Annotated in this window: 21 protein-coding genes and 1 tRNA gene; 11 read left to right on the top strand and 11 right to left on the bottom strand. The window is 59.1% G+C overall.

From position 1 onward, the window contains the following. Nucleotides 1-7: 7 nt before the first annotated feature. From ABRP93_RS04110 to ABRP93_RS04125, 4 genes are all read right to left on the bottom strand, one after another. Nucleotides 8-262: a hypothetical protein gene (locus tag ABRP93_RS04110; RefSeq protein ID WP_023024910.1), complete on the bottom strand. Its 255-nt coding sequence runs from the start codon at nucleotides 260-262 to the stop codon at nucleotides 8-10. A gap of 149 nt (nucleotides 263-411) precedes the next feature. Next, nucleotides 412-1,131, bottom strand: coding sequence for a hypothetical protein (locus ABRP93_RS04115; RefSeq protein ID WP_349887003.1), 720 nt, complete (start codon nucleotides 1,129-1,131; stop codon nucleotides 412-414). A gap of 309 nt (nucleotides 1,132-1,440) precedes the next feature. After that, a complete protein-coding gene (locus ABRP93_RS04120) occupies nucleotides 1,441-1,599 on the bottom strand; it encodes a hypothetical protein (RefSeq protein ID WP_023024906.1) in 159 nt (52 codons plus the stop codon). Between the two features lie 333 nt (nucleotides 1,600-1,932). Continuing rightward, nucleotides 1,933-2,017: transfer RNA gene (locus tag ABRP93_RS04125), tRNA-Ser, on the bottom strand. Nucleotides 2,018-2,145: 128 nt separating this feature from the next. Here ABRP93_RS04125 and ABRP93_RS04130 point away from each other — a divergent pair. Then, the gene (locus tag ABRP93_RS04130; protein ID WP_239269707.1) at nucleotides 2,146-3,102 is read left to right on the top strand and encodes an NAD(P)H-quinone oxidoreductase; all 957 of its coding nucleotides are present in this window, start codon (nucleotides 2,146-2,148) and stop codon (nucleotides 3,100-3,102) included. 18 nt (nucleotides 3,103-3,120) lie between these two features. Here ABRP93_RS04130 and ABRP93_RS04135 read toward each other — a convergent pair whose 3' ends face one another. Then, nucleotides 3,121-4,374 (bottom strand): aminotransferase class V-fold PLP-dependent enzyme, encoded by a 1,254-nt coding sequence (locus ABRP93_RS04135; protein ID WP_239269645.1) that lies wholly within the window; start codon nucleotides 4,372-4,374, stop codon nucleotides 3,121-3,123. A gap of 214 nt (nucleotides 4,375-4,588) precedes the next feature. Between ABRP93_RS04135 and wzm the strand changes: the two genes are divergently transcribed. Beyond that, a complete protein-coding gene (wzm, locus tag ABRP93_RS04140) occupies nucleotides 4,589-5,440 on the top strand; it encodes a galactan export ABC transporter permease subunit Wzm/RfbD (RefSeq protein ID WP_051138399.1) in 852 nt (283 codons plus the stop codon). A gap of 55 nt (nucleotides 5,441-5,495) precedes the next feature. After that, nucleotides 5,496-6,296, top strand: a complete 801-nt coding sequence (gene wzt, locus ABRP93_RS04145; protein ID WP_349853007.1) for a galactan export ABC transporter ATP-binding subunit Wzt/RfbE — start codon at nucleotides 5,496-5,498, stop codon at nucleotides 6,294-6,296. A gap of 3 nt (nucleotides 6,297-6,299) precedes the next feature. Here the strand turns inward: wzt and ABRP93_RS04150 are convergent, their stop codons facing one another. Further along, a complete protein-coding gene (locus tag ABRP93_RS04150) occupies nucleotides 6,300-6,965 on the bottom strand; it encodes a GNAT family N-acetyltransferase (RefSeq protein ID WP_349853006.1) in 666 nt (221 codons plus the stop codon). Nucleotides 6,966-7,027: 62 nt separating this feature from the next. Here ABRP93_RS04150 and glfT1 point away from each other — a divergent pair, with 62 nt between their 5' ends. Further along, nucleotides 7,028-7,954, top strand: a complete 927-nt coding sequence (gene glfT1 / locus ABRP93_RS04155) for a galactofuranosyltransferase GlfT1 (protein WP_198010505.1) — start codon at nucleotides 7,028-7,030, stop codon at nucleotides 7,952-7,954. Nucleotides 7,955-7,966: 12 nt separating this feature from the next. On the opposite strand, the gene ABRP93_RS04160 is transcribed toward glfT1, so the two are convergent. From ABRP93_RS04160 to ABRP93_RS04170, 3 genes are read right to left on the bottom strand one after another with little or no spacing between them, the layout of a single operon-like run. Then, a complete protein-coding gene (locus ABRP93_RS04160; protein WP_005280656.1) occupies nucleotides 7,967-8,407 on the bottom strand; it encodes a GtrA family protein in 441 nt (146 codons plus the stop codon). 11 nt (nucleotides 8,408-8,418) lie between these two features. Continuing rightward, nucleotides 8,419-9,327 carry a plasmid pRiA4b ORF-3 family protein gene (locus ABRP93_RS04165; protein WP_084532426.1) on the bottom strand — a complete coding sequence of 303 codons (909 nt, stop codon included), beginning with the start codon at nucleotides 9,325-9,327 and terminating at the stop codon, nucleotides 8,419-8,421. A 9-nt stretch (nucleotides 9,328-9,336) separates the two neighbouring features. Beyond that, nucleotides 9,337-9,801, bottom strand: coding sequence for a hypothetical protein (locus ABRP93_RS04170; RefSeq protein ID WP_023024888.1), 465 nt, complete (start codon nucleotides 9,799-9,801; stop codon nucleotides 9,337-9,339). Nucleotides 9,802-9,835: 34 nt separating this feature from the next. Between ABRP93_RS04170 and ABRP93_RS04175 the strand changes: the two genes are divergently transcribed. The 5 genes from ABRP93_RS04175 (at nucleotide 9,836) to ABRP93_RS04195 (ending at nucleotide 18,087) form a co-directional block, all read left to right on the top strand. Next, a complete protein-coding gene (locus ABRP93_RS04175) occupies nucleotides 9,836-10,111 on the top strand; it encodes a hypothetical protein (protein ID WP_023024886.1) in 276 nt (91 codons plus the stop codon). 126 nt (nucleotides 10,112-10,237) lie between these two features. After that, the gene (gene dprE1 / locus ABRP93_RS04180) at nucleotides 10,238-11,653 is read left to right on the top strand and encodes a decaprenylphosphoryl-beta-D-ribose oxidase (RefSeq protein ID WP_349887004.1); all 1,416 of its coding nucleotides are present in this window, start codon (nucleotides 10,238-10,240) and stop codon (nucleotides 11,651-11,653) included. A gap of 44 nt (nucleotides 11,654-11,697) precedes the next feature. Further along, nucleotides 11,698-12,456 carry a decaprenylphospho-beta-D-erythro-pentofuranosid-2-ulose 2-reductase gene (gene dprE2 / locus ABRP93_RS04185; protein WP_349887006.1) on the top strand — a complete coding sequence of 253 codons (759 nt, stop codon included), beginning with the start codon at nucleotides 11,698-11,700 and terminating at the stop codon, nucleotides 12,454-12,456. A 132-nt stretch (nucleotides 12,457-12,588) separates the two neighbouring features. After that, nucleotides 12,589-14,565, top strand: a complete 1,977-nt coding sequence (locus tag ABRP93_RS04190) for a galactan 5-O-arabinofuranosyltransferase (protein ID WP_034659457.1) — start codon at nucleotides 12,589-12,591, stop codon at nucleotides 14,563-14,565. Between the two features lie 75 nt (nucleotides 14,566-14,640). Beyond that, nucleotides 14,641-18,087 carry an arabinosyltransferase domain-containing protein gene (locus ABRP93_RS04195; protein WP_349887007.1) on the top strand — a complete coding sequence of 1,149 codons (3,447 nt, stop codon included), beginning with the start codon at nucleotides 14,641-14,643 and terminating at the stop codon, nucleotides 18,085-18,087. Nucleotides 18,088-18,126: 39 nt separating this feature from the next. On the opposite strand, the gene ABRP93_RS04200 is transcribed toward ABRP93_RS04195, so the two are convergent. After that, nucleotides 18,127-19,005, bottom strand: coding sequence for an alpha/beta hydrolase (locus tag ABRP93_RS04200; protein WP_349887009.1), 879 nt, complete (start codon nucleotides 19,003-19,005; stop codon nucleotides 18,127-18,129). 58 nt (nucleotides 19,006-19,063) lie between these two features. After that, nucleotides 19,064-20,998, bottom strand: coding sequence for a M13 family metallopeptidase (locus ABRP93_RS04205; RefSeq protein WP_349887010.1), 1,935 nt, complete (start codon nucleotides 20,996-20,998; stop codon nucleotides 19,064-19,066). Between the two features lie 42 nt (nucleotides 20,999-21,040). Between ABRP93_RS04205 and ABRP93_RS04210 the strand changes: the two genes are divergently transcribed. Further along, on the top strand, nucleotides 21,041-21,622 hold the full coding sequence (locus ABRP93_RS04210; RefSeq protein ID WP_023024872.1) for a hypothetical protein: 582 nt from the start codon (nucleotides 21,041-21,043) through the stop codon (nucleotides 21,620-21,622). After that, entirely contained in the window at nucleotides 21,623-22,474 is an 852-nt protein-coding gene (locus ABRP93_RS04215) for a PrsW family intramembrane metalloprotease (RefSeq protein WP_349887011.1), read from the top strand. Nucleotides 22,475-22,520 lie beyond the last annotated feature (46 nt).

Below are 22,520 nucleotides of genomic sequence, written 5' to 3' on the forward strand. Positions count from 1 at the left end.
GGGGTGCCTATGGCCTTCCGTATTTGTCTTCCTTGCCGCGAACAAAGACGAACCAGATCAGCGGCCCCAAGAAAGGAAGGGCGAAGGTAGCGGCGATAAAGAGTATCTTGGCCGCAATCGTGTACCCAGAAGCGATAATAGAAATAACCGCCGCAATCCAGAACGCGACGAGCAAAATAATGGGAAGGAACCCAAGGAACCACCACGTGTCATTAGAGTTAGTAGATTCCGCTGCTGCTACATAAAGTTCCGAGGTATTCATGACGTCCTTTCGTCGAGCATTTTTATCTCTGGGACAAAGCCAGCACCGCATCGATACCTGACTTGCCCTGTACATTTCCAAGATTAAGTCTGCGCCGCACTAGGCGCGTCATCCCCCGGTATGAAATGCCACAGCAGAATCCCACTGATCTAAGAGGTCTTCCGGTGCCCTGTCATCTCTAGGTTCGCTTTGTCGCCATCTAAGGTGAGGTTTCCCGTCAGTTCCTGCGTGGCCACAGCACCCGATTCGCCTTCCCCATAGGCACGCCACGTTACTGTCACGGTATCGTCGGTCCACTCCAGCTGATTAATATGCCTGCGTGCTGGCTCCATGCCATTACGGGTCCAGTCTTCTACCTGGGTAATGTAATTCAGGTCATTGTCATAAATGAGCAAGTTATCCGGCCAGGCCACGCCGCCTTGATCGCAGACATAGGTAATAACGGCTTCATCTTTGCCATCACCGTTGATATCGGCGTAAGCACCCTTAGGGGTTCCATCCTTGTTGAGCTTTAGCCCGGCGGCAGCATTGGGATATCCAGTCTTTAAGTGCTCGGGCAAAGTCCCATCCACCAACGTGCCGGCGTCATGCTCACACAACGCTGGTACCCACAAGGAGTACAAGTCTTCCACTGGGATGATCTTATTTTCCCCTGAAGTCGCAGATTTCTGGGCCTTTTCCGTCACTGTCGCAGTGCTCGGCTCCTTCGCGGAATCTGAGGCTCCAGCACCTTCATCATCCGTGTTTGAACTGGAGGATTCTTCGCTGACCTCGGAGGTCGCGCTAGATCCGGTGAAATTCGGCTCGCTATCGGCCTTATTAGGTTCATCGGAATTAGAGCAACCGGAAACAAAAGCGACAGCAGTCACGGCCAGGATCGCGCAAGGAGAGGTGAGAGAATTAGGCATAAGCGCAGCATACAGTGCTAGGGCGGCTGGATTCGCGCCAATGGAGGTAAAAATGAGAATTCGGCAACCTGGCGGGAACCAGAAGCTAGCCAACTATCATCTTGTTGTGGGTCACTTTTGGAAAGGAAGTAGGGGGCTCCGTTCTGATTCCAGACAAATTTCTAATGCATATCAGGTTTACCATCATCGCTAGAAATCAGGATGGGTCAGCGCATGAATAAACCCCGAGACCAAATGACCTCGGGGATTTATTTTCTCGCTTCTTAAATCTTAGAAGCCGAGGATGGAGCGGTTAAACTCGTTAACAGCGTCCGGAACCAGGTAAGGCACCTGACGGAAGAACAGGCTTGCCTGCTCAAGAGCGTCCCAGCCGGTGGAGACTGCGGAGTGTGCTGCTTCCTGTACGTTGGATACAAGATCAAGAATCATTTCAGAATTCCTTTCGAGGTTGGAAAATTCCTATACGCGTTTCCGCGCGCACTGATCATTGTATGTGGTTAGGTGCGGTGATGTGCAACTTTCGAGTAGACAGTTTATAGATTTGTTAGAAAACAATCGTCCTAGGGCATAAACAACCTGCGTTACATTTTCTTTCTTATTAAAACTTTCGCGCAATAAATTTTAGATTCAAAGATGATTGTGGGGTAGCAGGAAAAGGGTTCTTCAATTTTCCCGTCCTAGAAAAGGGCGTCCTAGAAAAGGATGAGCCGTACAGACAAGACAAAACCCCTAGTCAGCTGGGACTAGGGGAAATGCTCTCTGCGGAGACGGCGGGATTTGAACCCGCGGAGGAATAAACCTCGCCGGTTTTCAAGACCGGTGCATTCGGCCGCTCTGCCACGTCTCCATCGTGCCGAAGAGGCAACTTGGTTAGCTTACTAAACGGTCCCGCGCGAATCACATTACCCCACGAGAAAATGGACGTGGCGCACACCACACCTCCTCCATTAGATTGGCGGTATGAGTGCTACACAGATGAAGGCAATCGTCCAGACCGATCCTGATACCCCACGGTCGCTAGAGCTGCAGGACGTAGACGTTCCTGAGCTGCGATCCGGGGAGGTCTTGGTGAAGGTAAAGGCGGCGGGCGTCAACCGCGGCGATATTCTGCAGACGATGGGCGCGTACCCGCCGCCACCAGGGGCATCGGAAATAATTGGGCTGGAGGCCGCCGGCGTGATTGAGGATGCCGGCGATACGGATTGGGAAGCCGGCACCGAGGTCGGCTGTTTGCTTGCAGGCGGCGGCTATGCGGAATATGTCGCGGTCCCGCAGGGTCAGCTGCTTCCGCTGCCCAAGGGATTTAGCCTGGAAGAAACCGCGGCCGTGGTTGAGGTCGGCTGCACCGTGTGGTCCAACCTGGGCATCGAGGCGGGCCTGCACGAGGGCCAGCGCCTGCTCATCCACGGCGGTGGCGGCGGCATCGGCACCTTTGCCATCCAGGTAGCAAAGGCGCTGGGCGCTGAGGTGGCTGTTACCGCCGGATCGCAGGAAAAGCTAGAGCGCTGCCGCGAGCTTGGCGCGGATATTCTCATCAACTACAAGGAGCAGGACTTCGTCGATAAGCTCAAGGGCAGCTGCGATGTCATCCTGGATATCATCGGCGCAAAGTACCTGGAAAAGAACATGAAGTGCCTGGCCAAGGACGGCAAGCTCATCATCATCGGCATGCAGGGCGGCACCAAGGCGGATATCAATTTGGCCCCCATGCTGCCGAAGCGCCTGACCATTCAGGGCACGACGCTGCGCGCGCGTGACTTGGACGATAAGGCGGAGATCGTCGCCGGCACCATCAAAAATGTGTGGCCCATGCTGGAAGATGGCCGCGTGAAGCACGCGCTGCATGGCACGTACCCGCTTGCCGATGCCGCCCAAGCCCACGAAGCCCTCGACAGCGGCGAGGTCACGGGCACGCTGGTTCTCACGGTGTAGTTTCCCAGCGCACCCTATTTAGGCGAGCGAGGCAACGACGCGAACGAGGTGCTCGATATCGTGGTACGTATTAAACGGCCCCAGTGCCACGGTGACGGCACCACCGATCTCTTCCACGCCCATTTCCGTCAGCAGCGGTGTTTGCGGGGCCAACGTGGTGACAAGCCCATTATCAAAGAGGCGCTTGTACACCGTCTCTGCGGGAACGCCGTTGACCGCAAAGGTCAAGCGGGGCAAGCGATCATCGGAGGCTCCGGCGGCGGCTTCCCCGGTCACGCCCAAAATATGTACGGCAGGCAGGGTGCTTAAGAAAGCATAAAGATCCGCGCGCAAGTCCTCGAGGTAAGCACTCAAGGCGGTCATGGACTTATGCAACCGCACCCGGCGCGATCCCTTATCCCCACCGGCTAGGGCCGCTAGGTGATCCACCAGCGGCCCCACGCCGCCGGCCAAACCAGAGGACACGGGGGTCTCTAGCTTGCGTCCGTCTTCCTTGGAATAGACGGGGTTGAGGGCATCCAGGCGGCGAAGCATGCGCGTATCGCGAAAGACCAAGGCAGCCATCTGCGGCCCGCCAAGCAGCCCGATATCGATGCCGATAATATCCGTGCCAAGCTCATCGAAGCGGATGGGGCGGTAGGGGGCGATAGCGGAGACATCGAGAAGCGTCCAGGCGCGTGAACGCCCCCGCACCGTGTCAATGATCTCCTCAGCTGGGGATACCGTGCCCAAAAGCTCATGCGCGGCGGAAAAGGAAACGAGCCTTGTAGAGCCATCGACAAGCTCTGCGAACTGGAATCCCGGCAATTCGCCGGTGCCAAGGTCCGGCTGCGCCCAGCGGATATCGGCGCGCACGTCAGAAAAAGCGGAATACAGCGTGGGAGGATCCAGCTTGGACAGCACCACCGAGGAATTGCTGCCCAATAGTGGGCGTGCCGCACGCGACAGGGATTGGTACAGCACGGGCAGGGATGGGCCAAGGACCACACGGTCTGCCTTGGAAGCGGTGAGATCCGCAATGGCCATGCGCGCTGCTGCATAGTTGCCATCGCCTGCCAACCGGCCCGGCTCGGGCGCGGCCGAGTGGGCGCCGCCTGGTCCCTCTTGCGTCGCTACCGCCGTCGCCATCCGGAAAGACCGGGCAACGCCGGAGGTCACGCGCTCCGAAATTTGGGGCACCGCGTGCGCATTGAGGTATGTCCAGCCATCAGATAGTCCGGTGTACAAACCTCGCGCACTAAAGACGTCATAGTGTGCCGAAGCTGCTGGCATTAGGTCCCCTTCTTCATCGCACTGAACAACTGCCACTACATGGCGGTCGATTCCCTACTGTATACGCGTTTGGCTTCAGTTTCCCAAATCTGAATTTTCCCTGGGCATCACTGTTTTCCCAGGCTAGCGGCGTGTAGTTCACTGTTTGCCCAGCACGCGCGCTAGGGTGTTGGGCGTGCAAGATAACAATCAACTGCGCGCTGATATCGCCCGCATGACCTCCCAGCCAGAAGGCGAGGCTATCCCAGCGTCCCAGTCCATGACCCTCAAGGCTGCTTTCGCAGACCTTATGCGGGGTGCACAGCAGCGTGAGCTGTGGTTCAAGCTGGGCCTGCAAGATATCAAGCAGCGCTACCGCCGCTCCGTCCTCGGCCCATTCTGGATCACCATCGCCACCGGTGTGATGGCGCTTGCCTTGGGCCTACTGTATTCCATGCTTTTCCAGATTCCCGTCGCGGAATTCCTTCCCCACGTCACCGTGGGCCTTATTATGTGGACCTTTATTTCGGGCTGCATTAAGGAAGGGTCCACGGTCTTTATTGATAATGAGGGACTGATTAAGCAGCTTCCCGCCCCGCTTTCGGTGCACGTGTACCGGCTGGTGTGGCGCCAAACCCTGTTTTTGGGCCATAACCTCATCATCTGGCTCTTGCTAATCATGATCTTCCCGCGCAACTTGGGCTGGGAATTCTTCCTCTTTATCCCCGGGCTGCTGCTCCTGCTTATTAACGGCGTGTGGGTCACCATGTTCTTTGGCATCATCGCCACGCGCTTTCGCGATGTCGCCCCACTGCTCGATGCCTTGACGCAGCTATTGTTCTACGTCACCCCGATTGTGTGGATGACCAATACGCTCAAGGACCAAGGCGGTGCGGTGGCGGACCGCGCCCGCATCGCGGAAATCAACCCGCTGTATCACTATCTGGAAATCGTGCGCGCCCCAATGATTGGTGAGCCCGTTGCTGCCTACCACTGGTGGATCGTCATCGGCTGCACCGCAATCGGCTTGTTCATCGCCGGGCTCGTCATGCGCAAGTGGCGTTTCCGCGTGAGCTACTGGGTATAGCCTCCCTTCCTTTACTCCCACCCCACCATGAGGCTCGTTGAAAGGATAAAAACTGATGGTCTCAATTGATACGTATAACGCGTGCGTGGACTTTCCCATCTTTGATGCCAAATCCCGCTCCCTAAAAAAGGCCATGCTTTCTACCGCGGGCGGTGCCATTGGGAAAAATGACCACAACACCGTGGTGGTCGAGGCGCTACGGGATATTAACCTGCACCTGCGGGAAGGCGATCGCGTCGGGCTCGTCGGCCACAATGGCGCCGGCAAGTCCACCCTGTTACGTCTGCTCTCCGGCATCTACGAGCCCACGCGCGGCTCCGCCGATGTCCGCGGGCGCGTCGCCCCCGTCTTTGACTTGGGCGTGGGCATGGACCCAGAGGTATCCGGTTATGACAACATCATAATCCGCGGGCTGTTTTTGGGCCAATCCATCAAGCAAATGAAAAACAAGATGGATGAAATCGCAGAGTTCTCCGAGCTGGGCGATTACTTGTCCATGCCCCTGCGCACCTACTCCACCGGTATGCGCGTGCGCCTAGCACTTGGCGTGGTGACCTCCATTGAGCCGGAAATCCTGCTGCTGGATGAGGGCATCGGCGCCGTCGACGCAGCCTTTATGGCCAAGGCCCGCGTGCGCCTGCAAGAGCTGGTCAAGCGCTCCGGCATCTTGGTCTTTGCCTCCCACTCCAATGACTTTTTGGCGCAGCTGTGCAATACCGCGCTGTGGATCGATCACGGCGAAATCCGCTCAGTGGGCGAGGTATCGGACGTCGTGGGCCAGTACGAGGGCCCAGAAGTAGGCGAATACGTGCGCGATCTGCGCCAGCGCTTTGAGGGCGAAGACGCTGCCGAGTAGGAGCTAGCGCAGCATCCCCAGCAGCTGCTGGCTCAGCCCAGAGACCTCCACGTGCAGGTCATCCGGGCGCTTGTAATTGGGGGCTGCCACGCGCGCAGTCACGTGCCGCTGCGAACTATTCTGCGGCCCCGCCTTCTCTTCTCCTTCAGAAACCACCTGGTAGCCCAGCTTCTGGCTCACCCGCGCCGAGGCCTCATTGTGCGCCACCCAACTCGTGCTCATCACCTGCGCGCCCAGGTAATCGAGGCCAAAAGACACCACCGCGTGCCGGATGAGCGTGCCCACTCCCTGGCCTTGGAACCGGTGAAAGACCCAGGAACCGGTCGCGATTTCTCGCGTCGTAGCGAAGTCCTCCGCCCGCGCATCGATGGTGCCCAGGATTTCTCCCGAGTGAGCGTCGCGCACGATGAAGTCCAAGGACCACTTTTCTGGGCGCAGCTGCGCCCGATTGGTCCACCGGAACTGGGCCGCCGCTGCAGGCGTATTCATCCTGGGATTGAATAACCACGGAAAGGCGTAATCCGGAATGTCTGCGCCGTAGATATCCTCTGGCGCCACACCGGCGATTGCCGCAATATCCTCATCGCGCATCACGCGCAGTTCCACGCCAGGGTGGGTAGTATCGCTCGCGCGAATCGTCAGCCCAAACGGTGGCCACATGCTGTCCATAGGAAGTCAGCTTAGCCCACGCGGAGTGTTTATCCGCAGCAGATCCATCCCCCGGTGGCAAGATGGAACGCATGACTGCCACCCTTGATTCCACCGGTACCACCGCTGCCGTCATTGTCACCCACCAGCGTGCGGAATTGCTGCGCGCCTCGCTCGAAAAGGTAGTCAACCAAACCCACCCCGTGCAATGGGTCATCGTGGTGGATAATGGCGCTGAGGATGCGGTCCGTGACGTGGTGGAATCCCTGGCAGGCGACCGCGCGGTCTACGTGCCGTCCAAGACCAACCTAGGTGGTGCGGGCGGTTTCGCTCTAGGTTTTCTCACCGCGCTATCACTGGGTGCCGATGCCGTATGGTGCGCCGATGATGATGGCCGCCCTGCCGATTACGGCGTATTAGAAGAGCTCTACCGCGTGGCAGGAAATAATAACCTGCACGAAGTCTCACCTGCCGTGTGCAATATCAACGATCCCGGTCGCCTTGCCTTCCCGCTGCGCCAAGGGCTCGTGTGGCGCCGCCGCATGGAGGAGCTGGAAGGAGACTTCCTGCCCGGGATCGCTTCCCTGTTTAATGGCGCCCTGATTTCCGCCGCGGCAATGCAGACCATCGGCGTGCCGGATTATCGCCTCTTCATCCGCGGCGATGAGGTGGATTACCACCGCCGCTTGGTCAACTCCGGGCTGTCCTTCGGCACCGCCTTGACCACCAGCTACCTCCACCCAGATGGCTCGGATGAGTTCAAGCCCATCTTGGGCGGCAAGATGCATACCCAGTACCCAGAAGGCGAGTTCAAGCGCTTTTTCACCTACCGCAACCGCGGCTACCTGCTGTGGCAGCGCGGCATGCGGAAGCTCTTGCCCCAGGAATTTGCCCGCTTTGGCTGGTTCTTCCTGGTCCAACGCCACGATCCGGCCGGCTTCTTGGAGTGGTTGAAGCTGCACAACCGCGGGCGCCGCGAGGATTTCCGCCGCCCCGGAAATCGCTCCTAAGGCGCCGCGTGCCTACTTTTCTTTAAAGATAAAGACCCGCTGGATGGCAAAGTTGGTCACCGTCGCCACGCCTTGGGCAATGACGAAGGCGATGGTGTCTTTCACCGCGCCCTCAAAGCCTAAGGAAATGAGCGGCTCATTGAGCACCCAGTACAAGAAATTCTGCACGGCAAAGGTGGATACGTATAACACGCCCACGGTCGCGGCCGTGCGGCCGGAAACCTTTGTGCCAAAGGTCCAGCGCGCATTGGCCAGGTAGGCAGCGATGGTGCCAAAGACCCAACCAATCGCCTTCGCCCCAGAGCGGTGCAGACCTAAATGGGTCAATAACAGCGTCAACCCATAGTCAATGACGGCGGCAAAGACGCCTACCGCAATAAATCGCACCAGCTGCTGCTTCAAAGAGCTGGAGGGGCGCTTTACTTCTGCAGCATCTTCAAGTGGATTAGTCACAGGCAGTTAGCTTACCCGCGCAGCAGCGCGCGGTACATGTCTAGGCGGTACACCGGCGCGGCGGCGTCCTTGCCGTAGGCACCAATCTGGGATAGCTGGTCCAAGGAGGCATCGCACAGCGCGCGAATCTCCGCGCCTTTCAAGGTATTGCCATCATCGTTGACCCAGCCCAAGGCATCCATGGTGGTTTCCACCACGGAATCGGTTAGCTCGTCACCGCCCATGCAGGATAGAGCCAAGGCCATGGACCAAAAGGCATCTTTGCCCTCATTGGTGACCTCGCGCGGCAGGCTGGCCAGTGCCTCGGCGGTGGCCGCCGCCAGGTCACTTCCGCGGTTTAGGTCCATGGCTTGTAAGAGGGGAACAAAGTCATAAAGCTTAGTGCGTTCGATTAACGCCCTTACCTGCGGCTTAACCTTTGCCAAGACTTCATCGGTGATCTTTTCACCGGTCAATTCCCGGTTCACGGCGGTAAGCTCAAAGGGCGCAAAGAGATTGCCCGAGCCTCCTACGCACAGTGCGTTGGGGGTGCCATTATCGCGTGGATAGATTTCCGCGACCACCAGCTCAAAGTCCCAGAGGCCCCACACAAAATCGATCTGGTCACCTTCGCGCCAGAGAAATTCGGATGCCTGGCGCTCTGGGTCAAGGCGTGGGCCGCGGGCATCGCTGTGCTCGTAAAAGTGCCACGGGGAGTTTTCATCCGGCAGACCAAAACAGATGTGCAGTACTTTCTGCAGCTCGTGCAAGGTAAGTGCATCGCTAAAACCGATTTGACGGTGGACTTCCCCATCCGCACGGATATTGGCGGCTTGGCAGATGACGGTGAGCGGTTCCCGCTTGAGCGACAGCAGCGGGTCGGCACGGCGAGCCCGTGCCTGTGCAATATCGGTGACCCCTGCGTTCATGGGCCCCACCATACGCAAATTTTAAGAAGCCAGTTTTTCTATATCGCGTGCTTCTAGCTCGCTGATAATAAACGTAGCCGCCGCTCCGATTGCTCCCAACAGTGTCCACGGGCGCTTGGCACCGCGCTTGCGCAGGAAAGACACCGCCTTGCGGGACACGGCGACATTGGCCCATAGAGCAAGCCCCACCAGGATAAGCAGCGCTGCCAAAATGGCCCAGAGTTTGAGGCCCTTATCCGCAAAATCCTGTGGGGAACGCGGTTCATCGCCGTCCTCTTCGGCCTGGGCGTTGGTATAGGCCACCAATGCGCCAAAACCAATCGTGGACAAAACGTAGGTGGTGATAAGGCCCTTTTTGGATTTAATCCAGTCCGGGTAAGAGGTGACGATGCCCTGTGCGGCCGCTTGGGTGATGCGGCCTGCCAAGGTGTCATCGAGGGCGTAATTATCGCGGGATTCTTCTGCTGCTTCGCGGTTATTTGTCATAGCGACCACTCTAAGCGGCGGTAAGCTATTGCGCATGTACTCGGAAAAGACAGAGCATATGACCCCCGCCCAGCAAGCCGCTCAGGATGAGCGGGCCGAGGACGATAAGCGCAACGGGCACTTTGAAGCAACAGAGCACACCAATCTGCCGCTCAGCCCCTTTATGACGCGCCTCATGGCAGAGGAAATGCCGATTTTGGATTCCACTTCGCGGCGCCGCGTGTACGAGATTTTAGGCACTTACGAAGGGCCCACGATTGAGTCCCAAGCAGAGCTGCCGGAAGAAATCCGCGAGATCATGGACCTCTAAAGCGCCGCATTCGAGGCAGTCCGTGTGCCCACGATGTTTTAAATATCACGAACGTCACTCCAACCACTGCACTATGAGCTAGGTAGGCTGGTACATCGATACAATCCGTCGAGCAAAGAGTAAGAGATGGAACTACATACCACCGAAAAGTCCCTGCACGGCTGGGGCCGCACCGCCCCCACGACCGCCCATGTGCTGTCCACGGAAGACGTGGACGTCATCAAGAATGCAGTGGCACAGGTCGCGGACGATAACTCGGACAAGCCCGCCCACCTGCGCCGCGGCGTCATCGCGCGCGGCATGGGACGCTCCTATGGTGACCCCGCCCAAAATGGCGGCGGCCTGGTCATCGACATGCAAAAGCTCAACAAGATCCACTCCATTGACCCGGAGTCCGCGCTTGTCGATGTCGATGGTGGCGTCACCCTTGACCAACTCATGAAGGCTGCGCTGCCCTATGGCCTGTGGGTTCCAGTCCTGCCGGGCACCCGCCAGGTCACCATCGGCGGCGCCATCGGCCCCGATATCCACGGCAAGAACCACCACTCCGCCGGATCCTTTGGCAACCACGTGGTCTCCATCGAGCTGCTCGTTGCTGATGGCCGCGTTCTCCACCTCACCCCAGAAGGCAGCGACGATGACCCGAGCGGTGACCTCTTCTGGGCCACCATCGGCGGCATGGGCCTTACCGGCATCGTCCTGCGCGCCACCATCCGCATGACTAAGACGGAGACCGCCTACTTCATCGCGGATACGGATCGCACCGATAACCTGGAAGAAACCATTGCCTTCCACTCGGATGGGTCGGAGCACAATTACACCTACTCCTCTGCCTGGTTCGATGTCATCTCCCCGGAGCCGAAGCTAGGCCGCTCCACCATTTCCCGCGGCTCCCTGGCCACCTTGGCGCAGCTCGAGGAATTGGCCCCCAAGCTGGCGAAGGATCCGCTGAAGTTCAACGCGCCGCAGCTGATGACCGTGCCGGATATCTTCCCGTCCTGGACGCTGAATAAGCTCAGCCTGTCCGCTGTGGGCTTGGCCTACTACACCATGGGCGCGCCGGCGAAGAACCAGGTCAAGAACTTGACGCAGTTCTACCAGCCGCTCGATCTCATTGGTGAGTGGAACCGCGGCTACGGTTCCAAGGGCTTTTTGCAGTACCAGTTCGTCGTTCCCACGGAGGCCGTGGAGCCGTTCAAGGAGATCATTCGCGATATCCAGCGCTCCGGCCACTACTCCGCGCTGAACGTATTCAAGCTCTTCGGCGAAGGCAACCGGGCGCCGCTGAGCTACCCGATGCCCGGCTGGAACGTCTGCGTGGACTTCCCCATCCGCCCGGGCTTGGGCGAGCTTCTCGATGACCTGGATCGCCGCGTCATGGAGTTTGGCGGCCGCCTGTACTTGGCAAAGGAATCGCGCACTTCTGCCGAGAACTTCCACAAGATGTACCCGGGCCTGGAAGGCTGGCTCAAGACCCGCAATGACATCGACCCCACCGGGGTCTTTGCCTCCGATATGTCCCGCCGCCTCGAGCTGCACTAATCACTGGACTCATAACCACCCTCATGAAGGAGATTTTTTAAACCATGCTTAATGCAGTAGGCCAAGCCCAGCACATCCTGCTTTTGGGCGGTACCTCTGAAATCGGCCTCGGCGTCGTCGCCGAATTCCTCGAGCGCGGCCCTGCCAAGATCACCCTGGCTGCCCGCGCCCAGTCCCCGCGCATCGAAAAGGCGCAGGCTGACCTAAAGGCCCGCGGCGCGGATGTCGAGGTGGTGGACTTTGATGCCACCGACTTTGACTCGCACCCGGCGGTCATCGAGAAGGCCTGGGAGCGCGGCGATGTCGATATCGCCATCGTGGCCTTTGGCACCCTGGGGGACCAGGAAGAGCTGTGGCAAAACCACGACAAGGCCGTGGCTTCTGCCCAGACCAACTACACCGCACCGGTCTCCGTCGGCGTGCTGTTGGGTGAAAAGTTCAGGAATCAAGGCCACGGCACCATCGTGGCGATGTCCTCGGTGGCCGGCATGCGCGTGCGCCGCTCCAACTTTGTCTACGGCGCCTCCAAGGCCGGCGTGGACGGTTTCTACATCAACTTGGATGAAGCACTGCGCGGCTCCGGTGCCAACGTGCTCGTCGTCCGCCCGGGACAGGTTCGCACCAAGATGTCGGCCGAGGCCGGCGATGCCCCGCTGACCGTTAATGTCTCTGACGTGGCCAAGGCCACCGTGCAAGCGGTACTGGATGGCAAGCAGTCCATCTACGTCCACCCGCTGTTCAAGTACGTCTCGCTGGCATTCAAGTTCATTCCGCAGCCCATCTTCCGCAAGCTGCCGTTCTAACCGTTGCCCCTGTGCCCTGCGGTACGCAGGGCCCTAAAAGGCCCTTCGCCCTGCGCTTTATTAGCTAATAGGCCACAGCTCACACCGCGCCCAATCCCAGAAGAGTGATTAAGGTATGCGAAACTAAAGGGCATGACAAGCCCAGCTATGCCTTCCCAAGCAGCTCCAGTGAGCGAGAAGAAACGCACCACCGCGTATCACGCAGATGCGCTACCCCACCGCTCTACCCTGCTGGGTATCCTCTTTGCCGCCTTGGGCGGCGGCGCCGTCACCCTCCTTGGTTGGTATGCCTTCAAGGCGGTATCCCTGCCGTCCTTTAGTACCTCCATGGTCACCCGCGCGCTATCTACCGTCGGCGTTGTCATCACCTTGGCGCTAGCGGGTGGATTTAGCGCGTGGTGGATTTATGACCATTACAAGGAGACTTTCTCTCGGCCGCGGTGGCGCACGTGGGTCACGTATGCGGTGACCTACCTATCACCGGCCCTTTTAACCCTCGCGTCTATCGGCCTTCCGCTTTCGGCCTCACGCCTCTGGCTCGATGGCGTGCAGGTGGACCAGGCATTCCGCACCCAGTTCCTTACCCGTTCGGTGGATCAAATGGGCTATGCGGATATGAACTACCTAGACATGCCCACGTTCTACCCGCTGGGCTGGTTCTGGTTGGGCGGGCGCCTCGGCTCCATATTGGGCATTCCCGGCTGGGAGGTTTACCAGCCTTGGGGCCTGATCTCCATCGCGGTAGCAGGCTGCATCCTCGTTCCCATCTGGCAGCACCTCACTAAATCCCTGCCGGTGGGAACCGCTATTGCGCTTACCACCACCGCCATCACGCTGACCATCGCGGCAGAAGAGCCGTACTCTGCCGTCATCGCCATGGGCATGCCCGCCATCGCGTTTTTGAGCCCGCGCGCATTCAAGGGATCGTGGCTATCTACCGCCGCAGTGGCTATCTACCTCGGGATTTCCGCCACTTTCTATACCCTATTTACCGGCGCGGCAGCGCTGACTGTGGTCAGCCTGATCGCCATTTTCACCGCGCTGTACGAGCGCACGTGGCGCCCCATCGTGCGCCTAGTCATCATCGCGGTGGGATCGCTTGCCATCGCGGCCATCGCCTGGGCGCCGTACCTCTGGCAAGTGCTGCACTCGACCGCACCCCTGCAAGCCACCGCGCAGCACTACCTCCCTGAAGAGGGTACGCAAATTCCGGTGCCCTTCCTTTCCATGAGCATCGTTGGATTCCTCTGCCTGGCCGGCCTGATCTTTATCGTCACCCGGTTGCGGGATGCGGAAGTCCGCGCGCTGGGGTTGTCCATCATTGGCATTTACCTGTGGACGATGCTGTCCATGGTGATGACCTTAGTCGGCACAACCCTGCTGAGCTTCCGCCTCGAGGTCATCGTAGTATTGCTCTTCGCCACGGCGGGCATCCTTGCCCTTGCAGAAGTCCGCGCAGCCGGTATTCACCGCCTGTATCCTGCTAGTTTCTCCCACGCAGCTAATAAGCGGATTACGGCAGTCTTTGGCATTTTCCTCGCCTTGGCTGGTATCCATTATGCTCAGCAGATTCCCGAAGCAAACGAGGACGCCATCGACCACGCCTATAGCGATACCGATGGTTATGGCGAGCGCGCGGATCGCTTTACCAGCGATTCCGCCCATTATTATCTGGATATCCATAACTTCATCCAGGATCAGGGATATACGGCCAATGAGACGGTGGTTCTCACGGATGAAAAAACCTTCATGGCCTACTACCCATACTGGGGCTTTAACGCCTTTACCAGCCACTATGCCAATCCCCTCGGGGAATTCAAACACCGCAATGACCAGATTGAAGCCTGGGCGGATGAATCGTGGGACTCTACTCCTGAAGAGTTCCAAAAATCCCTGGATTCCGCACCGTGGCGCGGGCCGGATGCCATCATCTTCCGCGGCGACCTCGACAATAAGGATGATGGGTTCAAGGTGCACTTGGCTGAGGATATCTATCCTAACCAGCCGAATATTCGCTACCGAGCAGTCTTCTTCAACCCTGAGGTCTTTGCGGAAGGCTGGGAGCTGGAGCAAACGGGTCCATTCGTAACGGCGGTGCGAACCAAGTAAGTTCACCCACACTTCCCCGGGGTTATCGGGGCGTGCACACGGGAACTTGGGCCAGACTGACGTACACTAATCGCCGTGTCAGATAGCCTTAAAACGAAATCGAAAGAAGCGCGCCCCTCCGGGCTAAGTATCGCCACAGCCCCTGCTGGGCTGCGCTGGACCGCGATCATCGCCGGGTTAATTGGTTTCCTGTGTTTTATAGCCACCCCGCTATTGCCAGTGAACCAAACCCAGTCTTCCTTTGATTGGCCGCAGAATGATTCGCTGCAATCTATCAATGCACCGCTTATCTCCGTGGCGCCAGAAAACCTGGAGGCCACCATCCCCATGTCTGCGGTGGATGAGCTCCGCGATGGCCAAAACATGGTCTACAGCACCGTCCCGCCCGAGTCTAAGAAGGCCTCAAACCGCGGTCTTTTTGTCCGCTCCGGTGATGACGGCCTGTCGGTGGTCTCGCTCGATGAGGTGCTGCTGACCTTAAGCGCTAAAGAAGTAGCGCAGCTTTCCGATGACGCCCAGCTGCACATCTCCGCTACCGGTGACGGCACCACCGTCAGCGTCGGCAAGCACAAAAAGACCACCGAGGATGACCTGCGTCCGCAGGTCACCGGTGTGTATACCGAGCTCAAAGATGATGCCAATGTGCAGAGCTTGGTCGAGGACGGGCTGAATATCCACGTCGATATCAACTCGCGGTTTACCTCTTCTCCCTCGCTGATTAAGTCCATCGCGATGTGGCTCGGCGTCGCCATGTTGATTGTCTCGCTATTCTGCCTATGGCGCATTGACCGCCTCGACGGGCAAAAGCTGCGCTTCATGCCAGAGACGTGGAAGAAGATTCGCCCCCTCGATGGCGTCGTCGCTGCAGTCTTGGGCTTCTGGTATATCTTCGGCGCCAATACCTCTGACGATGGCTTCATCTTCTCCATGAGCCGCGTCTTCGATAATGCCACCTACATGGCCAACTACTACCGGTGGTACGGCGTGCCGGAGGCGCCATTCGGCTCACCGTACTATGACCTCGTCGCCCTACTTTCGCAGATTTCCACCGCGTCGGTCTTCGTCCGCCTACCCGGACTGATTTCGGGGCTCATTATCTGGTTCATTCTCTCGCGGGAAATGCTGCCGCGCTTTGGGGACATCGTCGATGCCCGCCGCGTCAGCCACTGGACCGCCGCACTGATGTTCCTGGCCTTCTGGCTGCCGTATAACAACGGCACCCGCCCCGAGCCAATCGTGGCCCTAGGCGTGATGGTGACATGGGCATCCTTTGAGCGCGCCATTGCCACCCACCGTTTGCTGCCGGCCGCCGTGGGCACCATCGCTGCCACGATTACGCTCGCCGCCGGCCCCACTGGCCTTTTTGCGGTCGGCGTATTCCTCGTGAGCCTGCCACACCTATTCCGTGCCATGGCCGCACGCGTTCCCGCCATGGGCGGCGGCGCTACCGGTTGGCTTAGCCTGGTTGCCCCATTTTTAGCCTCCGGCACTGCCATCATCGCCGCCGCCTTTGGAGATCAAACCTTGGCCAGCGTTGCCGAATCCACCCGGGTGCGCTCGGAGGTCGGCCCGTCGCTGCCGTGGTATTCCGAATACGCCCGTTATTCCACGCTCTTCCAAGAATCCGTGGATGGCTCGCTGACCCGCCGCTTCGCGGTACTCACCATGCTGTCTTGCTTGGTGCTCATCTTGGCTGCGTTTATCAAGGATCGCCGCGTTATTGGTGCCGCAGTCGGCCCCACCCAGCGCCTACTCATCATCGTGGCACTGTCGATGTTCTTCCTCATGTTCACCCCGACCAAGTGGACGCACCACTTTGGTATCTATGCCGGCGTCGCCGGGGTGATCGCCGCGCTGGCTGCCGTGGTTCTATCCCGGTTTGCGTTGCGCTCGCCGCGCGCCCGCACCTTTAGCATCGCTGCGGTGCTCTTCTTGCTCGCCATCTCTTTCGCGGGTTGGAATGCTTGGTGGTATGTATCTTCCTTCGGCATCCCGTGGTGGGATCGCACGGTGCAGTTCAAAGGCATTGAGGCCAACTCGATCCTGCTCGCCATCTCCTTGGTCGTCCTCGCGGTCGGCGTGGTGCAATCCTTGCGCCACAGCCATCGCAAATTGCAGGCCCAAGAGGAAGGCACGGAAAAAGAATTCAAGCAAGAAGCCGCAGCGAAGGTATCGCGCTCGGCCGGCATCATGTCCGCTCCCATCGCGGTAGCCTGCGCCATTGTGGTGGCTTTTTCGATGGCCTCTTTTGCCAAGGCCACCGTCACCCAGGCGGATTCCTACTCAGTGGGCAAGGGCAACCTAGCATCCTTGCGCGGCGATACCTGCTCGCTAGCCAATGAAACTCTGGTAGAAACCAATACCAATGACTCCTTCCTCACCCCGGTAGATGGTGACTTGGGCGATTCCTTGGTAGACAAGGATGAAACCAGCAATGGGTTCGGGCCGAATAATATCCCCGAATCCATCGAACCTGAGGATCAGGATTCTGCTTCTGTGGGCGCTATTGGAGATGACTCCCAAGACTCCGACTCCACCAGCCAAGACGATGCCACCGCTGGTACGGATAAGGAATCCGGCGGGGATTCTTCTGATGATTCGCAGGAGTCCCGCCGTGCTGGGAAGAAGGCTTCAGAAAGCACCGATACTTCTGAAGGCGGTGTCCGCGGTACGAAGGGCGTCAATGGCTCGACCATGCACCTGCCCTTCAACTTGGACTACACCACCGTGCCAGTCTTGGGCTCCTACACCGAAAGCCAAGAGTCGCTGTCCCAGGTAACCACGAAGTGGTATCACCTGCCGGAGACCACGGAAAATACCCCGGTTCTGGCTGTCAGTGCCGCAGGCAAGATTTATCACCACGATGTCAATGATGTGAAACAAGAGGGCATGGAGCTCACCTTGGAATACGGCACCATCGATGAGGATGGCAAGGTCACCAATAAGGGCGAAGAAGAGCTTTCCGATGTCGGCGCCACCCCCAAGTGGCGCAACCTGCGCCTGCCCATGGATAAATTGCCGGAAGAAGCCAATGTCGTACGCCTAGTGGCCGAGGATGATTCCACCGATGAAGACGACTGGCTGGCCTTCACCCCGCCGCGCGTGCCGGAACTAGACAGCATCAATAACCAGTTCCCTGCGGAAAAGCCCGCACTCTTGGACTGGGCAGTGGCTCTGCAGTTCCCCTGCCAGCGCACCTTTGACCACTACGCCGGCGTAACCGAGATTCCGGAGTATCGCATCCTCCCAGATGCGGCAGCGCAAACCTCCCTGACGGATTTCCAATCCTTCTCTGGCGGCGGTGCCATGTCCACTGCGGAAGCGGTGAACTACGCCTACGAAATCCCGAGCTACCTCAATAACGATTGGGCGCGCGACTGGGGTGCCATTGAAAAGTACGAATTGCGTACCGATTCACAGGGCAATACCCCGGCCAAGGCAAAGATCGATTATGAGGACGTTACTCGTTCTGGACTGTGGAAAGAGTCCGAGATGAAGATCCGGCCAGAGGGCGAGCAATAGCGACCATCCCCCTGGCTGTGCAGCCAGCCGCAGCCGGTTTTATTGCGTCAGCTCACCGCGCAAAAAATCGGCTGCATCCTGTACCCGCTGGCGCGCCACGGCCGGGGTGGACACGCGGTGGGTCGAGACGTAATCGCGTTCTTTAGCTTGGGGGATGTGGACGCGATCGGCTATCTCATCCTCGGTCGCGGTCTGCACGAAGGTTTCGGGGAATTGCGTGGGCAGTTCATAGCCCACGCGGTACTCCTCCGGCAGGTTGGCCAGGGCGCCGAAGTCGGGGAAGGTGAGCAAGAGGGCATCGGCAGGCGCGAGTGCTGCCAACGCACCACCGGAAGAATATCCCCACGTGGTGACGTGGGAGGCGCCCTGTTCGCGGGCGTAATCAATGGCACGGTTGACCGCCGCAACCATGTCTTTGACCGTATGCTCCGGCGCGAGCGGATAATCCACGTCAATGATCGTGGTACCGGAAAGCTGCGCGGCGGCAGCGACCTCGGGGCGCCACTGCATTTCCAGCGCCTTGCCATCGCCGCGCCACCAGCCGCCGGAATGCAGCGATACCGCCCACCGGCCGGTGGGCTCGGACGGGCGGAAAATGGTGCCGACCTCGGCGGATTCTACGGTAATGCCGTCTGTAAACGCCGTGCCTGGAAGCGCGTGATTAACCCCGGTGCCCAAAACCATCATGGCGGCGTGGGTGATGCGGTCTGGCAGCAGTGCGCAATACTGGTCTGCCTTCGGCGAACCACCGCCGGCCCAGGGCGGGCGGAAATCAGGCGTCTCATAATGGGCATCAATATAAGAAACCAGCTGCTCTAGCTGTTCTTCCTCGCTCATCTGGCGGTCTTGCCCGCCGATGCGCCATTCTTGGCCGGGCTCTAGCGGCCGGTGCGGATCTTTATCGTGTGCATCAGTCATATCCCCGAGCCTACGCGTGCCCGTGATGCGCACAAGGCGGGCGCGGGGAAGAACCGATTTACCAGATGGTCACCCGGTCCTCTGGGGCCAGGTACATCGCGGAGTCTTTGTCTACGTCGAAGGCCTCGTAGAACTCCGCGATATTCGCGGCGATGAGGTTGCAGCGGAACTCCGCGGGCGAGTGCGGGTCAATGGCCAGGTACTGGGTCGCCATCTCCGGGCGGATGGCCGTGCGCCAGACGCGAGCCCAGGACAAGAAGAAGCGCTGCAGGCCGTTATAGGTGTGCTCGGCCAGTTCCGGCTCAGCGCCGTCGACCACAAATTCCTCTTCTTGGCCCAGCAGGTTAATGCCCTTATCGGCACAGTAGTTCTTATAAGCCACCACGGAAATGCCCAGTCCGCCCAGGTCACCGATGTTTTCACCCAAAGTAAATTTGCCGTTGACGCCGGCGGATTCGGTGCCGGCTTCCTTCAGCACCGTGGGGACCTGGCCGTCGAATTGCTCCACCAGCTTTGCCGTAAGCGCCTCAAAGTCCGCGCGGTCTTCATCGGACCACCAGGAGTTCAGGTTGCCCTGGCCATCGAATTGCGAGCCCTGATCATCAAAGCCATGGCCGATTTCGTGCCCGATGACAGAACCAATGGCGCCGAAGTTCTCTGCGGCATCCGCATCCGGGTTATAGAACGGCGGGCGCAGGATGGCGGCCGGGAAGGTAATGTCATTGACCACCGGGTTATAGAAAGCATTGACGGTCTGCGGGGTGGTGACCCACTCATCGCGGTTGGCGGGTTTGCCAATCTTTGCCAGCTCATAGTCGTGGGAAAAGGCGGACCCGGCGCGGGCATTAGCAATCAGATCCGCGCCTTTGTCAGAAATCTCCAGCCCGGAGTAATCGCGCCAGGTATCGGGGAAACCAATCTTGGCCTTGAACTGGGAAAGCTTTTCTAGGGCGCGCTCGCGGGTCTGCGGGGTCATCCACTCCAACTGGGAAATGCGCTCGCGGTAGGCGGCGATGAGATAATCCACCAGCTCATCCATCTCGCGCTTGGAGGATTCTGGGAAGTGCGCGTCCACGAACTCCTTGCCAATTTCCTCTCCTACCAGGCTTTCTGCCAGGCCCACCGCGCGCTTCCAGCGGTCGCGCTGTTGGGTCGCACCAGAAAGGCAGGTGCCGTAGAACTCGAAGTTCTTTGCGCCTACTTCTTCCGGCAAGAGGGCCGCGCGGGAGCGCAGGATGTGCCAGGTGGCCCACAGCTGCCAATCAGCCATGCGGTCAGCGGTAAAGAGCTTTTCCAGGTGCTCCAGGTAGGACGGCATCATATTGACCACGCGGTGCTCCGGCAGCTTTCCGCCGGCGAGCAAGGCTTGGGTGATGGAGGGCAGCTCAGAAAACTCGCACGGGTTATTGGTCTTTACCGCATCGCGGGTAGAAACCACGTCCCAGTGGCCCGCCGCCAGTTCTTTTTCCAAACCGACGATGCGCTCGGCGGCAACTTCGGTGCCGAGGCCAAACAGGCGGGTGGGCTCGATAAAGCCCAGCATCTCCGCCACGTGCTTCTCGTAGGCGGTCAGCGTTTCCGCGTGCGCTTCCTCGCGGTAGTAGGCCTCATCCGGCAGGCCTAGCCCGGATTGCACGATATAGGCAACGGCCTCTTCCGAGCCGGAGTCCTTTTCCACCCAGAACGTCGCCGGCGCCCCCACGCCCTCGCGCTCGAGCTCGCCCAAGCGGTGCGCCAATTCCGTGGGATCGGCGGCGCTCAAGCGGTCAAGGTCCGCATCCAATGGAGCCATGCCGGCATTGTTGACGCCCGCGGTATCCATGAAGGATGCATACAGCTTGCCGGGGCGAGCATCGTTGTCTTTGACGATGTCATGAACCAGTTCTTCTGCTTCATCGCGCAGCGCGTGGAAGGTGCCATCCACACCGCGGTCATCTGGGACAACGTGATTTTCTACCCAAGGTCCGTTGACTAATTGATAAAGATCTTTCATGGTTGCCACTGTAGGCCAAACCTTCCAGTTAAGGTATGGACTATGGAAAAATTCCGCTTTCCACCAGCCCGGCCGCGCGTCCTCTTTATCGCCGTCCTTGCCTTCGTGACGGTGGTCCTCGCCTTGCCCGCCATCGTCCACGCGGTGCTACCGCCGCACCCCGCCGATGTGGAGCAAGTAACCCTGTCTGATCCCAGCCAGGACTGGGATATTACCGTGCCTGATCTGTACTGCGAGCGCGACTATACTTCGCTGGCTAGCGTTGGCTGGACCTGCGGTGACACCTCCGTGCAGGCGGTCATCGTGGAAGATACCGACGACGATGAGCACACCCTGCGCCGCATGGTCCGGGCCTATGGCATGGCCCCAGGCCTTCCAGAGGGCGAGGTCCATGAAGGAAAAGATGGTGCCCTCGCGCTTGCCGATGCCCCCTCCTCCACCGCCGCCATTTCCATCGACGGCACCGGTGCGGACGAGAATAAGGACTGGGTGGTCACCGTCACCGGGGATTCCGCGGCTACGCGCACGACCACTGAACGCCTCTGGAAAGCCTTTGGGCAAGACGAACTACCGGAAGAAGTCACTGCTGATATCGCGGAGTTTTCTGGAAAGGCCTTGGTATAAATGTCTAAACTTTTTCGCACCGCGCTGTGGATTTTTTCCGGTCTGGGCCTTATCGGTTTTGTCTCCCAGACGGTCATCACCCTATTGATCTCACCGCTGATGGGTATTATCAGCATCCTCATCGCAGCGATCCTTGTCGCGATAGTCATCGCGGTATTGCAGCTGAGCCCCATGTGGGCCCGCCCGGCGCGCGTATGGGCACCGCTTGCCTTTTTATGGGGTTCTGGCATGGCCATTAGCTTGGCGTCTATAAGCTCCACGCCGGTCATGCAGCTCGCCATCAATTCCGGGTGGGTCGATTCCTTCATGTCATGGAGCGGTGCCTATCCCGAAGAGATTTCGAAGGCCACAGGCGTTTTATTTGTCCTGATGTCCTTCCGCCAACTCAACCGCCCCTGGCACGGGTGGATGGTCGGCGCCGTCGTTGGCCTAGGCTTTGAGGCCAACGAAAACATCCTCTACGGCTCTATGGGCGCTACCACTCACCCGGATAGCGATTTTGCGGGGCTCTTACAGATGTGGGGCCTGCGCCTTGTCGCTGGCCCTGGCCTGCACGTTTTGCTTACGGCACTGGCCGGCTGGGGCATCGGCTGGGCGCTCTACGCGGCGGCCAAGCCTCTTTGGTGGCGCATTGGTGTGGCGCTCGGCTGCCTCGCGGTATCCTTCCTCCTGCACTTTGGCTGGAATTACCTGCATGATTCCGATACCGCGGCCGTCATCCAAGCCCTTTCCGTGGCAATCATCTTGTACCCGCTGAGCATCTGGATCATCCTGCGCGGCAATAAATACGCAAACAACGATGACAGCTATAGCCACAGCAGCGCAGAGGACGCGCTCGTCTTCACGCGCTAATCACCCAGCGCGCTTGTTCCCCCAAAATTGTCCAAAACAACCGCAT

This window comes from Corynebacterium sp. KPL2850 (genome assembly GCF_040225855.1).
Taxonomy (GTDB): Bacteria; Actinomycetota; Actinomycetes; order Mycobacteriales; family Mycobacteriaceae; genus Corynebacterium.